A 14,465-nucleotide genomic window follows, 5' to 3' on the forward strand; every position below is an offset into this window, starting at 1 on the left:
CATGACCACCACCGATTTCCACCTCAAGGGCCACTACGCCCCGGTCCACGATGAACTCACCGCCTACGACCTGCCGGTCACCGGTGCGCTGCCGCCGGAACTCACCGGCTGGTATCTGCGCAACGGGCCGAATCCGCGCCAGGACAGCGCGCATTGGTTCACCGGCGACGGAATGGTGCACGGCGTGCGGCTGGAAAACGGCCGCGCCGCTTGGTATCGCAATCGCTGGGTGCGCACCGAAAGCTTCGATCTTCCGGATCCGGCGCTCTACAACGCCGACGGAACCCGGAATCTCCGGTGGAGCGTCGCCAACACCCACGTCGTCAACCACGCGGGACGCACGCTCGCGCTCGTGGAATCCTCGCTGCCGTACGAAATCACCACGGATCTCGACACTGTCGGCGTCTACGATTTCGGCGGCAAGCTGGCCGATGCGATGACCGCGCATCCCAAGATCTGCCCGGAAACCGGCGAACTGCATTTCTTCGGCTACGGCAGCATCACCGCCCCGCACGTGAGCTACTACCGTGCCGACGCCGCCGGGGAACTCGTGGTGCAGCAGCCGATCGACGTTCCCGGGCTGACGATGATGCACGATTTCGCGCTCACCCGGCGGCACGTGGTGTTCTTCGACCTCCCGGTGGTGTTCGACCACGCGACCGACGGCGGGATCCCGTACCGCTGGAGCGACACGTACGGCGCGCGGCTCGGCCTGCTCAGCCGCGACCGGCCGGAGGACGGCGTGCGCTGGTTCGAAATCGACCCGTGCTACGTCTTCCACACCCTCAACGCGCACGACACCGCCGACGGCCGGATCGTGGTGCACGTCGTGCGGTACGGGCATCTGTCCAAGCCGGACGTCCCGAATCCGAAGGGCGTGCTGTGGCGGTGGACGATCGACCCGCGCGCGGGCACCGTCGCCGAGGATCTGCTCGACGACCGAGACGGCGAGTTCCCCCGCATCGACGACCGGCTCGCCGGGCTCGACGCTCGCTTCGGCCACGTCACCGGATGGCACAGCCCGGAAGGCCCGCTCGTGCTGCGCCGGTACGACCTGCACACGAACGCGTCGCGCGAGCACCTGTTCCCGGAAGGGCACATCCCGGGCGAAGCGGTTTTCGTACCGGCGGACGACCGTCCGGACGGCGCGGGCTGGCTGCTCGCCTACGTCTACGACGGCCCCAACGACCGCAGCGATCTGGTCGTGCTCGACGCACAGGACCTCGAAGCCGATCCGGTCGCGACGGTCCACCTGCCCGGCCGCGTGCCCGCCGGTTTCCACGGCAACTGGCTGCCCGACGCCTGATCCGCCTCGATCAGCGGACGGCACACTCCGCGTGCCGTCCCCGGGTCTTGCCCGCCGAGCCCGTATCGTCGGGCAAGACCTCCCGCCTGCCCTCCCGAGCCGGAAGAAAAGAAACTTTCCTGCCAAAGCGGGGCGAATCCGGTTACCGTGGCAGGACGGAAGTCCGAACGGGAAGGAAACTCAGCAGGTGGCAGGGTCGGGTACACCACCGGTCGGCACCCCGGCCGGGATGCGCATGATCAACCAGCGGGCGGTGCTCGACCTGCTGCGCCGCGGCGGGCCCGCGACGCGGCCGCAGGTGGCGAAGGACACCGGGCTGTCGAAGCCCACGGTGAGCCAGGCGCTGCTGGCGCTGGAGGCCGCCGGGCTCGCCCGCGCGACCGGGCACACGTCCACCGGCACCGGCCGTTCGGCGGTGCTCTACGAGGCGGACCCGACCGCGGGGTACGTGCTGGGACTGGACATCGGCCGCGAGCACATCCGGGTCGCGGTCGCCGACCTGGGCCGCACCACGGTCGCCCGACGCGACGTGCGCAACACGGCCCGCTCCGGCAGCGCGCTGATCTCCGCACTGGGCAAACTGGCCGCCGACATCGTGGCCGAGGCGGGCCTGACCAACGACGACATCGTGGTCCGCGTACTGGGCTCCCCCGGCGTCGCGGACCCGGTGAAACGCTGCTTCCGGCACGCCCCGAACCTGCCCGGCTGGGGCCGCCCCGGCTTGCTCGACGACCTGGAGCAGGTCCTGGGCCCGGAACTGGTGGTGGAGAACGACGCGAACCTCACCGCGGTCGGCGAATGGGAAAGCGGCGCCGCCCGCGGAGCATCGGTGGTCGGCTGCATCACCATCGGCACGGGCGTAGGCATGGGCCTGATGGTCGACGGCCGAGTCTTCCGGGGCGCCACCGGCGCCGCAGGCGAAATCGGCTACCTCCCCTACGGCCGCACCCGCGTCGCCGACGAACCGGCCGAACCACCCGCGCGCGGACACCTGGAAGAAGCCACCGCCGCACAGTCAGTAGTCCGCGGCGCACGCGAACTGGGCTTGGGCACAGCACGATCCGCCCGCGAAGTCTTCCGCCTGGCCCGCGAAGGCGACGAACTGGCCCAACGCGCAGTCTCCGCGGAAGCAGACCGCCTCGCCTACACAGTCGCTTCGGTAGCCGCAGTAATCGACCCAGAACTCATCGTCCTGGGCGGCGGCGTAGGAACGGCAGCAGACCTCCTGCTGGAACCCATCGACCGAGCACTCCGCGCCTTCACCCCCTTAACCACCACAGTGGTACAAGGCGAACTAGGCGACGACGGCGTACTAACCGGCGCAATCAGCGTCGGCTTACGCGCAGCGGAACGCCTGGTATTCGACCGCCGAGTAGGCGCCGCCTAGCATTCCGCCGCAGCACCGGGATGCCGCCCCCAATGTGGCATTGGGTGCGTCAGACGCACCGAACGCCACATTGGGTGCATCCCACGCACCCAATGCCACATTGGGGGTTTTTCATCCTGTTGGTGCTGGTCAGGCGGGGTTGACGGTGGCGGGAGTGGTTGTGCGGCAACGGGCCTGCCGGTTGCCTGCCCGTGGCCGGAACGTGGCGGAGCCCCCGGATGTTGATCAAGTCGTGACTCAAGAAAAAACGTCCGGGGGCTCCGGTCCCACTGTCTCACAGCAGGTTCTGGCCTCGTATCGCAGCGTGTTGCCGGTGTCGCCGCCCACGATCGCGATGCTGGCCGGGTTGATCGGCCGCCGCCGCCGGGCGATCGGGTCGCGGTGGCGCAAGGCGTCCCCGGCCGAGCAGGCGGTGCTGGTGCTGGCGATGCTGCGCCACGACCAGCGGCTGCTGGACCTGTCCCGCGCCAACGCGGTGTCGGCCGCCACGATCCGCCGCTGGCTGCTGGAAGCCATCGACCTGCTCGCGGCCCGGGCGCCGCGGCTGGACCGGGTGCTGCGGCGGCTGGCCGCCCGCGGCGCGGCGGTGGTGCTGGCCGACGGGACCCTGATCCGCACCCGCCGCCGCACCGGCACAGACAATCGCCGCAACTACAGCGGCAAGCACAAACACCACGGCCTCAACGTCCAAGGCCTCACCGACGAACACGGACGGCTGCTGTGGGTCTCGGCCGCGCTGCCGGGCAGGACCGCCGACATCACCGCCGCCCGCCGCCACCGGCTGCGCGACCGCATCCACGCCCGCGGCCTGACCCCCGCCGCGGACAAGGGCTACCAGGGCTGGCGCAAAGACGTCCGCGACACCCGCCGCTGCGACCAGTGCGACGGGCCGTGCGAACAGATCGTGCTCACCCCCTACAAAGCCGAAACGAACCGGCCGCTCACCCACGCCCAGAAAACCGCCAACTCCGCGTTCAACGCCATGCGCTGCGCGGTCGAGGGCGGCTTCGCCGCCCTCAAAACCTGGCGCATCCTCGACAAACTCCGCATCGCACCACGCCACGCCACCACCCTCGTCCGCGCCCTGCTCGTCCTCACCCAGCACGAACAACACACCCGCGACACCGCCCAGCCCACCCCGGCCTGACAACTACCACACCCCGCCAACCCGCCATGACCAGCACAAACCAGGATGAAAAATCCCCATTGGGGCGCTAGCCCCCACCCCCGCCCAACCGCAGCCGATGCACCCACCCATCGAGGCACCCAGCCCCTCCCCCGCACCCCGATACGAAGCTTCCCTGCGGTTCGGGGGTGCTTGTCAAGGCATCTTTCCCGCCTTGACAAGCACCCCCGAACCGTCAGCACAATCAAACTTCGGGGTGCCCCACGCAACCACCAAGNCACCCGCCGAACGCCCGGTACCTTGCAGGCATGATCGGACTGCCCGACACCATCACCGCCTGCCTCTTCGACCTGGACGGCGTACTGACCGGGACGGCCGTGCTCCACCGCGAGGCGTGGAAACGGACGTTCGACGAATACCTCCGCACCCGCGACACCGCGAACTTCCAGGAATTCACCGACACCGACTACGCCACCTACGTAGACGGCCGCCCGAGGGCCGACGGCGTCCGGGAATTCCTCCGCTCCCGCGGAATCGACCTCCCCGAAGGCACCCCGGACGACCCCGTCGACGCCCCGACCGTGAACGGCATCGGCAACCGCAAAAACGAGCTGGTCCTGAAAATCATCGACGAACGCGGCGTAAACCCCTACCCGGGTTCCGTCCGCTACCTCGAAGCCGCCAAGCAAGCCGGACTCAGGATCGCCGTAGTGACCTCCTCCGCGAACGGCGCGAAAGTCCTCGACGCGGCAGACCTGTCCCGCTTCGTGGAAGCTCGCGTAGACGGCCTGGTCATCCGCCGCGACCACCTCAAAGGCAAGCCCGCACCCGACTCGTTCCTGGCCGGTGCCAAGGAACTCGGCGTGGACCCGAAGCAGGCCGCGGTGTTCGAGGACGCACAATCCGGCGTCCAAGCAGGCAAAGCCGGCGGTTTCGGTTACGTCGTGGGCGTGAACCGGGAAAACCAGGCCGACGCCTTGCGCGCGCACGGCGCCGACGTCGTGGTGGACGACCTCGCCGACCTGCTGGAGGACAAGTGACGGAATCCGGTTACGAATGCGCGCCGTGGGAGCTGCGCTGGCGCGGGCTCGACGTGGATGCGTTGCAGCGCACCGAATCCGCCTTCGCGGTGTCGAACGGACACATCGGACTGCGCGGCACGCTTGAGGAAGGCGAACCGCGCGGGCTGCCCGGCACGTACCTCAACGGCTTCTACGAACAGCACGAACTCCCTTACGCCGAGGGCGGTTACGGCTATCCGGAGGAAGGCCAGACCGTCGTCAACGTGACCGACGGCAAGATCATCCGGCTGCTGGTCGAGGACGAGCCGCTGGACATGCGCTACGGCATCGCGACCGCGCACGACCGTGTGCTCGATTTCCGCCGCGGCACGCTGCGGCGGGTCACCGAATGGTCCTCGCCCACCGGCAGGCGGGTGCGGGTGACCACCGAACGGCTGGTTTCCTTCACCCAGCGCGCGGTCGCCGCGATCCGCTACGAGGTCGAACCGCTGGACGAGGATTTGCAGCTCGTCGTGCAGTCCGACCTGCTGGCCAACGAGCCGGTCGAGTCCGACACGCACGACCCGCGCGTCGCCGCCGCGCTCGACGCGCCGCTGGTCGGCGAGTTCAGCCACGCCGCGGGCTACCAGGCCGTGCTGGTGCACCAGACCCGGATGTCCGGGCTGCGGGTCGCCGCCGCGATGGACCACAAGATCGAGGTGGACGACGGCCTGCGCACCCGCATCCACGCCGAGGAGGACCTCGCCCGGCTCACCGCCGCGGTCGACGTGCCCAAGGGCGGACGGCTGCGGGTCACCAAATTCCTCGCCTACGGCTGGTCCGCGCAACGGTCCGCCCCGGCGCTGCGGGCGCAGGTCGAAGCCGCGCTCGCGGGCGCGAGGCAGACCGGCTGGAAGGGGCTCGCCGCCGAGCAACGCCAGTTCCTGGACGATTTCTGGGCCACTTCGGACATCGAAATCGACGGCGACCCGGAACTCCAGCAGGCCGTCCGGTTCGCGCTCTTCCACCTGCTGCAGGCCGGCGCCCGCGGCGAAACCCGCGCTATCGCCGGAAAAGGCCTCACCGGACCGGGATACGACGGGCACGCGTTCTGGGACAGCGAGACTTTTGTGCTGCCGGTGCTGACGTACACGATGCCGGACGCCGCCCGCGACGCCCTCGGCTGGCGACACTCCACAATAGACAAAGCCAAGGAACGCGCGACCCAGCTCGGGTTGCGCGGCGCGGCTTTCCCGTGGCGGTCCATCAACGGGGCCGAATGTTCCGCGTACTGGCCCGCCGGCACCGCCGCGTTCCACGTCAGCGCGGACATCGCCGACGCTGTCGTGCGCTATGTCAACGCCACCCAGGACGAGCATTTCGAGCGTACCTGCGGCGCGGAGCTGCTGCTGGAAACCGCGCGGCTGTGGGCGTCCCTCGGGCATTTCGACCACCACGGGCACTTCCGCATCGACGGCGTCACCGGGCCGGACGAGTACTCCGCGGTGGCGGACAACAACGTCTACACGAACCTGATGGCGCGCCGGAACCTGCTCGCCGCGGCCGAGGTGTGCCAGCGGCATCCGGACGTCGCCGAACAGTTCGAAGTGGACGCTCCGGAGATCGATTCCTGGCGCGCCGCGGCGGACGCGATGGCGCTGCCGTACGACCAGGAACTCGGCGTGCACCCGCAGTCGGAAGGCTTCCTGCAGCACGACGAGTGGGATTTCGCCGCCACCGACGAGGATTTCTACCCGCTGCTGCTGAACTACCCGTATTTTGACCTCTACCGCAAGCAGGTCGTCAAGCAGGCCGACCTCGTGCTCGCCCTGCACCTCTGCGGCGATTCGTTCAGCCCGGAGGAAAAAGCCCGCGACTTCGCCTACTACGAGGCACGGACGGTCCGCGATTCCTCGCTGTCCGCGGGCACGCAGGCCGTCATCGCCGCCGAGGTCGGGCACCTGCAGCTGGCGTACGACTACCTCGCCGAAGCCGCGCTGACCGACCTGCACGACGTGCACAACAACGTCCGCAACGGCCTGCACATGGCGTCGCTGGCCGGTGCCTGGCAAGCCGCCGTCGCCGGATTCGGAGGCTTCCGCGACTACGGCGGCCAGCTGTCGTTCGCGCCCCGGCTGCCGGACGAACTCGGCGGCCTCACCTTCCGCCTCGCGTTCCGGGAAACGCGGTTCCAGGTGTCGATCCGGCCCGGCGCGGCGACGTACCGGGTGCTCAACGGCCCGCCGCTCGACCTGCTCCACCACGGCGAGCGGTTCACCGTAACCGAGGAGCCGGTGGAACTGCCGATCCCGAAGCTCGACCCGGGCCCCGCGCCGGTCCAGCCGATCGGCCGGGCCCCGGCGCGCCGGGATCCGTCGAAGGTGCGGCAGTTCGACCGGAGCTGACTCGTCAGCGGCAATCGCGGCGAGAACCGCGATTGCCGCTCACGACGGCGTTTCGTCCGTGCCCGGCACCCGAGGCACCTCGTCGGTCCGGGAAGGGCTCAGATCCGGGCCCGGCGCGTTCGCCACCTCGCCGGGCAGCTCGTCCGGGTCCGGCAGCTCGCGTTTGCGGCGCGCGGGGAACGGCGTTTCCTCGTCGTCGTCCTCGGACCGGTCGCGGGGAAGGAATTCGCTGCGCGGGGTCATCTCTCCGGGATACCCGGTTTACCGCGCCCGCACCAGGGAGTTCACGCGGCCGGACGCGAGCGCTGCTTTCCGGTCGCGTCCGTGAGCTGGTCCAGCAGCGTCAGCAGGAGCCCGTCCCGGGTCGACCACGGGCAGATCGACAGGCTCCCGCCCGCGACCGTCAGCAGCGCTTCCGCGACGACCGCGCCGCCGAGCGCCTGCTGGGCCCGCTGCCGCGAAATCCCCGGCAGCTGCGCGCGCCGCGCGAACGGCATCGCCGACAGCCGCGGAATCCATGCGCGCACGTCGTCCAGGTGCAGTTCGCGGGCCTTGCCCGGACGGTCGCCCGCCAGCCGCGCCAGCTGCCGCAGCACCTTCGAACAGCCGACCACGCGGTGTTCGGCCAGCTCGTCCTTAACGTCGCCCAGTGCGGCGGAGACTTCCTCCAGCAGGTGGTCACGCAGCGCACGCACTTGCTTGCTGCGCACCGGCGGTTCGGCGGGCAGCCAGTCGCGCGTAACCGACCGGGCGCCCAGCGGCAGCGACCGCGCGAACGTGGCCTGCTCCCCCGCTCCGGCGGACAGCTCGACCGTGCCGCCGCCGATGTCGAGCGCCAGCAGCGGGCCGCCGGACGCGCCGTACCAGCGGCGCGCGCCGACGTAGGTCAGTTCCGCCTCGCGGCGGCCGGAGAGGAACCGCAGTTCGACCCCGGTTTCCTTGGCGACCGCGCGGACCGCGTCGCGGGAGTTGACCGCGTCCCGGATTGACGAGGTGGCCAGCGGAAACACGTCTTCGACGCCGTGCTCGCGGGCGAATTCCATTCCGTTCGAGACGGCCTTGGCGATGGCGGCGATGCCGCACTTGCTGAGCCGTCCGTCGTCGTCCAGTTCGCGGTCCAGCCGCAGCCGGGTCTGGTGCGTCAAGGCCGGGTCGATCGGGGATCCGCCGGGTTCGAGCACGACAAGCCGGGCGCTGAACGACCCGACGTCCAGCACCGCAGCAGCGGGTCCTTCGATTCTGCGCACAGCCCGGCCTACCTCGCTTTCGCCCCGCCCGGATTCCCCGTTGAACCCGTTCTTACTCCCGAATTCGCGTCCCGCGCGGGGAGTTGACGGCATTTCGACGGCGGCATCGACCTGAGGTGCGGTTTTTTCACACTCTCAGTAGCCCGCATCATAGCGGACCTACCCGAGCAGCTCCTTCAGCTTGGCGACGGCGGCCACTCGCGCCTCGCGTCCGGGCTGCAGCGGATTGACCGCCAGGGTCGTCGCGCCGGCCTCCTTGAACGCCGCCAGCCGCTCCTTCACGTACCCGGCCGGGCCGACCAGCGACGTGGCGCGCAGCAGCTCCGTCGGGACCGCCGCGGCGGCTTCTTCCTTCTTGCCGTCGAGGTAGAGGTCCTGGATCTGCTTGGCCTCGGCCTCGTAGCCGTAGTTGCAGGCCAGCGTGTTGTAGAAGTTCTTGCCGCGCGCGCCCATCCCGCCGATGTACAGCGCGAACACCGGGCGCACCCAGTCGAGCAGGTGGTCGACGTCGTCGCCGATGGCCAGCGGCGGAGCGGCGAACACGTCCAGCTCGCCCAGCTGCGGGTCGCGCTTGGCCTTGCCCTCGGCGAGCGAAGCGCCCCAGACGTCGGCGGCCTTCTCCGGGTGGAAGAAGATCGGCTGCCAGCCCTCGGCGACCTCGGCGGCGAGCGCGACGTTCTTCGGCCCGAGCGCGGCGAGCACGACCGGGATCCGCTCGCGCACCGGGTGGTTGATCAGCTTGAGCGGCTTGCCGAGCCCGGTGCCCTGGTCGGCGGGCAGCGGGATCGTGTAGTGCTTGCCGTCGTGCACGACGCGCTCGCGCTTCCACACCTGGCGGCAGATCTCGATGATCTCGCGGGTGCGGCCGATCGGCGCGTCGTACTTCACGCCGTGGAAACCCTCGATGACCTGCGGCCCGGACGCGCCGAGGCCGAGGGTGAAGCGGCCGTCGGACACGAAGTCCAGCCCGGCCGCGGTCATCGCGGTGAGACTCGGCGTGCGGGTGTAGATCTGGAAGATGCCCGACATCAGTCCGACGCGCTCGGTCTTCGCGGCGAGGAAGCCGAGCTGGCTCACCGCGTCGAAGCTGTAGGCCTCGGGGACGAACACGATGTCGAGCCCGACCCGTTCCAGCTCCACGATGTCCGCGACGCTTTCGGCGAACCCGCCCGAGTAGCTGACGCCGGTGCCGATCCTCATCGATCCCTCATTCCCGTGCCGGTCGACTGTGACTAAGCGTTTGCTCATTATGCGGCCGCCCGGGTGACGACGCTACGGCGTGGGTCACACCACAGCGGGCGCCACCGTCCCGCGCACCTCGCCGAACCCGATCCGCGCACCGTCTGGACCTGGGGCGGAGGCGGTGATGACGACCTCGTCGCCGTCCTCCAGGAACGTCCTGGTCTCCTCGCCGACCGCGAGCGGTTCGCGCCCGCCCCAGCTCAGCTCCAGCAGCGAGCCGCGCTGGTCCTTCGCCGGGCCGGTGACCGTGCCGGACGCGTACAGGTCGCCGGTGCGCAGGCTCGCGCCGTTCACGGTGAGGTGCGCGAGCTGCTGCGCGCCCGTCCAGTACTGCGTGGCGAACGGCGGACTGGACACGAGCCGTCCGTTGATCCGGATTTCCAGCGTCAGGTCCAGGCTCCACGGCTCGGCCGCGCGCAGGTAGTCGAACGGCTCCGGGTCCTGCGCGGGCTGCGGCACGCGGGCGTGCTCCAGCGCGGCCAGCGGAACCAGCCACGGCGATATCGACGTGGCGAACGATTTGCCGAGGAACGGCCCGAGCGGCTGCGATTCCCAGCCCTGCAGATCGCGCGCCGACCAGTCGTTGACCAGGCAGACGCCGAAGACGTGGCGGGGGAACTCGTCGATCGGCACCGGCGCGCCCAGCTCCGATCCCACGCCGACGACGAAGCCGACCTCCGCCTCGAAGTCGAGCCGCTTGGCCGCGCCGAACGACGGTTCCGCGGCCTTGCGCGGTTTCCGTTGCCCGGCCGGGCGGATCACCGGCGTGCCGGACGCGACGACGGTGCCCGCGCGGCCGTGGTAGCCGATCGGCAGGTGTTTCCAGTTCTCCGGCACCAGGTCGTCGCCACCGGTGAAGATCCGGCTGGCGTTGATCGCGTGCTGTTCGCTGGAGTAGAAGTCGACGTAATCCGCGACCTCCACCGGCAGATGGCTCGTGATGTCGTTGCGGGGCACCAGATGCGGCCGGATCCGGTCGGCGTGCCGCGGTTCGGAGAGCCATTCGCGGACCCGCGCCCGCACCTCGGCCCAAACGTCCGGGCCGGCGGCGAGCAGCGGGTTCAGCACGCCCGCGTCGAGCAGGCGGCCGAAGGACTCCCCCTCGGCCGCCGCGGTCAGGTCGAGCACCTGGTCGCCGACCGCGACGCCGGCCCGGCGGGTCCGCTCGCCGTGCGAGAAGACGCCGTAGGGCAGGTTGTCGAGGCCGAAGAGGGTGTCGGCCGGAAGGTCGAGCCAGGTCACGCGGACGCCTCCGCGATCCACGCGCCGACCACGGTGTCCAAAGCGGACAGCGGGAGAATCCCGTTGCCCAGGATCACGTCGTGGAACGCGCGGATGTCGAACCGGTCGCCCAGCGCCCGCTCGGCCTCGGCGCGGACGCGCTGGATTTCCAGCCGCCCCACCATGTAGCTCAGCGCCTGGCCCGGATTCGCGACATACCGGTCGATCTCCGCCTCGATCTCCATCTTCGCCATCGGCGTGTGCTCGACCAGGTAGTCGACCGCCTGCTGCCGGGTCCAGCCCAGCGCGTGCAGACCGGTGTCGACGACGAGCCGCCCGGCCCGCATCGAGTCCTGGGCGAGCATGCCGAAGCGGGCGACGTCGTCGGAGTACAGGCCCATCTCGTCGGCGAGGCGCTCCGCGTACAGGCCCCAGCCCTCGATGTAGGCGTTGAACGGCGCGATCCGGCGCAGCAGCGGCAGATCGGTGAGTTCCTGCGCGAACGTGAGCTGGAAGTGGTGCCCGGGAACGGCCTCGTGGAACGCGATCCCCTCGCTGGTGAACCGCGGCCGCGAACTCGCCTCGTAGGTGTTCGCGTAGTACGTGCCGGGCCGGGAACCGTCGAAGGCGGCCTGGAGGTAGTAGGCGATGGTGCCGCTCGCCGCGTCCGCCTCCGGGACCGGCTCGACCGCGCACTTCGCGTCCGGCACCCGGGAGAACCATTGCGGCGCAACGGTTTCCGCCCGGGCGATCGCGGTGCGAGCGCCTTCCAGCAGTTCCTCGCCGTCGCGCCAGCGCAGCTCCGGGTCGGTGCGGAGGCGGTCGAAGATCTCCCGCAGCTCTCCGGTGCCGAACACGCGGGAGCCCAGTTCGCGGTACTCCTCGGCCAGTTTCTCGCCCAGCCGCAGCCCGGTGTCGTGCAGTTCCTGCGCGGTGCGGTCCGTGGTGGTGTGCGCGCGGATCAGGCCCTGGTACTTCTCCAGCCCGCCCGGCAGGTGGCTGATGCCCGGCTGGCTGTCCGTCTTCGAAACCGGCAGCACGTCCTCGGCGAGGAAGTCGCGGTAGCGGCGGTACGCGGGCCGCACGACCTCGGCGAGCAGCCGGTCGCACTCCGCCGCGAAGCCCTCGACCTCGACCGACGGCGTGACGCGGAACGGGTCGCCGTCCTCGTTCGCGAGGTACCGCTCGACGTACTCGATCCCGATGCGCACCAGGAAGTCCGGCGGCGCGAACCCGTCCGCGACGGTCGCCCGCTGCGCCTCGATCACCGCGTCCAGATAGCCGCCGATCGCCGCCAGCCGGGTGAGGTAGTCGCGTGCCTTGTCCGCGTCGTCCGGGGCCAGCGCGGGAAGGATGGTCATGAGGTTCAGCGCGGGCGAGCTGAACCCGTCGCTCACCGCGAAGCCGGACAGCCGCGAGTCGATCGTGTCGATCGCGCCGCGGGCGTGCGTGCGCACCACCTCGCGGGTGATGACCTCGGACGGAGTCAGCCCGGCCGGGTCGATCGCGTCGGCGCGCTCGGCGATCGCGACGTACTTGGCCCGGTCGCGCTCGGCCGCGGCGAGGCTCGGGTCGGCGAGCTTCGTATGGTCGCCGGGGAGGCCGAGGACGGTGCGCTCCAGCGGTTCCCGCTCGAAGTCCAGCTCGACCAGCTCGTCCGCCAGGCCGACGACGGTATCGCCGTAGCCCGCGGCCCATTCGGTGACCACGGCGTCCAGCACCGACAGCGGCAGGGATCCGCCGGAGAGGACCGTGTCGTGGAAGGCCTTGACGTCGAAGCGGCTGCCGAGCCGCTGTTCGGCCTGCTTGCGCAACCGCTCGATCTCCAGCCGCCCCACCAGGTACGCGAGCGCCTGGCCCGGGTAGCCGAGGTACCGGTCGACCTCGGACTCGATCTCGACCTGCGCCATCGGCGTGTGCTCCAGCAGGTAGTCGACCGCCTGCTGCCGGCTCCAGCCCAGCGCGTGCAGGCCGGTGTCGACGACCAGCCGGCCGGCCCGCATGGACTCCATCGTCAGCATGCCGAGCAGCGACACGTCGTCGGAGTACAGGCCCATCTCGTCGGCGAGGCGCTCGGTGTAGAGGCCCCAGCCCTCGGCGTACGCGGTGAAGTTGCCGATGCGGCGCAGCAGCGGCAGGTCGGCGAGGTCGAGCGCGGTGCTGAGCTGGAAGTGGTGGCCCGGGATCGCCTCGTGGAACGCGATGACCTCGGCGGTGTGCCGGAACCGCTCGGTGGCCTGGTGGGTGTTCGCGAAGTAGACGCCCGGCCGGGACCCGTCCGCGGCGGGCGGCATGTAGTACGCCGGGGGCGCGCCGGGTGCGGAGTCCTCCGGCACCGCCTCGACGGTCCACGGGTGCTCCGGGATCTTGCCGAACCAGTTCGGCGCCTCCGCCGCGGCGCGGGAGATGGCCGTGCGGGCGGTTTCGAGGAGGTCCTCGGCGCTCGTCCAGCGGAGCTTCGGGTCGGTGCGCAGCCGCTCGAAGATCTCCGGCAGCTCGCGCGTGCCGAACACGCGCTCGCCGAGCGCCTGGTACTGCTCGACCTGGCCGGCGATCACCGCGAGACCGGTGTCGTGCAGCTCCTGCGGGGTGCGGTTGCTGGTGGTGTGGGTGCGGGCGAGACGGGCGTAGATCTCGTCGCCGCCGGGCAGCCAGGAGACGCCTGCCTTGTCGTCCGGGCGGCCGTGCGGGAGGACCTCGGCCTCGAGGAAGTCGCGGTACTCGCGGAAGCCGGGCCGGGCGACGTCTTCGAGGATCTGCCTGCGGCGCGCGGCGAACTCGTCGTCCGGGGCGGGCTGGCGCAGCAGCGGGTCGTTCTCGGGCTCGGCGAGGTAGCGGTCCAGGTGCGCGATCGCGGCCTTGACCAGGCGTTCGATCGGCAGCAGCCCGGCGGCGATGCCGTCGCGGTGCCGTTGCGCGACGGCGCGGAGGTACTCCGGGATCTCGCGGAGCCTGCCGAGATGCACCTCGGCGGTTTCCGCGGTGACGGTGACCATCGGCAGCGCGGACAGCAGCCCGGAAGCGGGCCCGACGAACAGGTCGGTGACGGTGAAGTCGACGACCCGGCTGTCCATCCGGTCGAGGGTGCCGTCGACGGAGCTGAGCAGGACGTCGCGGGTGACACGGTCGACGTCGTCGAGCCCGGCCGGGTCGACCGCCTCGGCCCGCTCCCGGATCCCGGCGAGCTTCCCGCGCAGCGCCGCCTCCGCCGCGGCCGACGGATCGCCGAGCCCCGGCGCGTCCGGCCGGATGCCGAGAATGGCGGCGTCGAGCGGCTCGTGGTCGAACGACACCTCGACGAGTTCGTCGGCGAGATCGGAAACGACGGTCATCGGCGTGGACCCCCAGGGTAGGCGGAGCGAGTGCTGCTCCCGACCCTAATCGAGACAGGGGCGCCGACGCCCGTGTCCTCGGCGGCCGGTCCCTCGGCAGGCCGTACCGGCGTGCCGGGGCGTGGAACTCGCGCGGTCCCGCCCGCCGCCGCGGGACGCGCCGATTCGCCGACGGCGCGGTGGCGCGGTGGCGCGGTG

General features: G+C 70.7%; 10 protein-coding genes. 5 read left to right on the forward strand and 5 right to left on the reverse strand.

Annotated elements, in window-relative coordinates:
• Window position 1: 1 nt before the first annotated feature.
• The 5 genes from EIZ45_RS44900 (at window position 2) to EIZ45_RS44920 (ending at window position 7,225) form a co-directional block, all read left to right on the forward strand.
• Window positions 2-1,306, forward strand: a complete 1,305-nt coding sequence (locus EIZ45_RS44900; protein ID WP_134670145.1) for a carotenoid oxygenase family protein — start codon at window positions 2-4, stop codon at window positions 1,304-1,306.
• 229 nt (window positions 1,307-1,535) lie between these two features.
• On the forward strand, window positions 1,536-2,693 hold the full coding sequence (locus EIZ45_RS44905; protein ID WP_199817639.1) for an ROK family protein: 1,158 nt from the start codon (window positions 1,536-1,538) through the stop codon (window positions 2,691-2,693).
• A gap of 313 nt (window positions 2,694-3,006) precedes the next feature.
• A complete protein-coding gene (locus EIZ45_RS44910) occupies window positions 3,007-3,840 on the forward strand; it encodes a transposase family protein (protein ID WP_205670321.1) in 834 nt (277 codons plus the stop codon).
• A 287-nt stretch (window positions 3,841-4,127) separates the two neighbouring features.
• Window positions 4,128-4,859 carry an HAD family phosphatase gene (locus EIZ45_RS44915; protein WP_134670147.1) on the forward strand — a complete coding sequence of 244 codons (732 nt, stop codon included), beginning with the start codon at window positions 4,128-4,130 and terminating at the stop codon, window positions 4,857-4,859.
• Window positions 4,856-7,225, forward strand: a complete 2,370-nt coding sequence (locus EIZ45_RS44920; protein ID WP_037812390.1) for a glycoside hydrolase family 65 protein — start codon at window positions 4,856-4,858, stop codon at window positions 7,223-7,225. Before EIZ45_RS44915 ends, EIZ45_RS44920 begins: the two co-directional genes overlap by 4 nt.
• 39 nt (window positions 7,226-7,264) lie before the next feature.
• On the opposite strand, the gene EIZ45_RS44925 is transcribed toward EIZ45_RS44920, so the two are convergent.
• The 5 genes from EIZ45_RS44925 to EIZ45_RS47255 all read right to left on the reverse strand — a co-directional run bounded on the left by EIZ45_RS44925 (window position 7,265) and on the right by EIZ45_RS47255 (window position 14,267).
• On the reverse strand, window positions 7,265-7,468 hold the full coding sequence (locus EIZ45_RS44925) for a hypothetical protein (protein WP_037812392.1): 204 nt from the start codon (window positions 7,466-7,468) through the stop codon (window positions 7,265-7,267).
• A gap of 41 nt (window positions 7,469-7,509) precedes the next feature.
• Window positions 7,510-8,472: a Ppx/GppA phosphatase family protein gene (locus EIZ45_RS44930; protein WP_134670149.1), complete on the reverse strand. Its 963-nt coding sequence runs from the start codon at window positions 8,470-8,472 to the stop codon at window positions 7,510-7,512.
• 159 nt (window positions 8,473-8,631) lie between these two features.
• Window positions 8,632-9,672 carry an LLM class F420-dependent oxidoreductase gene (locus EIZ45_RS44935; RefSeq protein WP_037812396.1) on the reverse strand — a complete coding sequence of 347 codons (1,041 nt, stop codon included), beginning with the start codon at window positions 9,670-9,672 and terminating at the stop codon, window positions 8,632-8,634.
• 84 nt (window positions 9,673-9,756) lie between these two features.
• A complete protein-coding gene (gene fahA, locus EIZ45_RS47250) occupies window positions 9,757-10,956 on the reverse strand; it encodes a fumarylacetoacetase (RefSeq protein ID WP_134670151.1) in 1,200 nt (399 codons plus the stop codon).
• The gene (locus EIZ45_RS47255) at window positions 10,953-14,267 is read right to left on the reverse strand and encodes a DUF885 family protein (RefSeq protein WP_134670153.1); all 3,315 of its coding nucleotides are present in this window, start codon (window positions 14,265-14,267) and stop codon (window positions 10,953-10,955) included. The genes fahA and EIZ45_RS47255 overlap by 4 nt, the downstream gene beginning before the upstream one ends.
• Between the last annotated feature and the right edge of the window lie 198 nt (window positions 14,268-14,465).

The sequence above is a fragment of the Amycolatopsis sp. CFH S0740 genome (assembly GCF_004522315.1).
Taxonomy (GTDB): Bacteria; Actinomycetota; Actinomycetes; order Mycobacteriales; family Pseudonocardiaceae; genus Amycolatopsis; species Amycolatopsis nivea.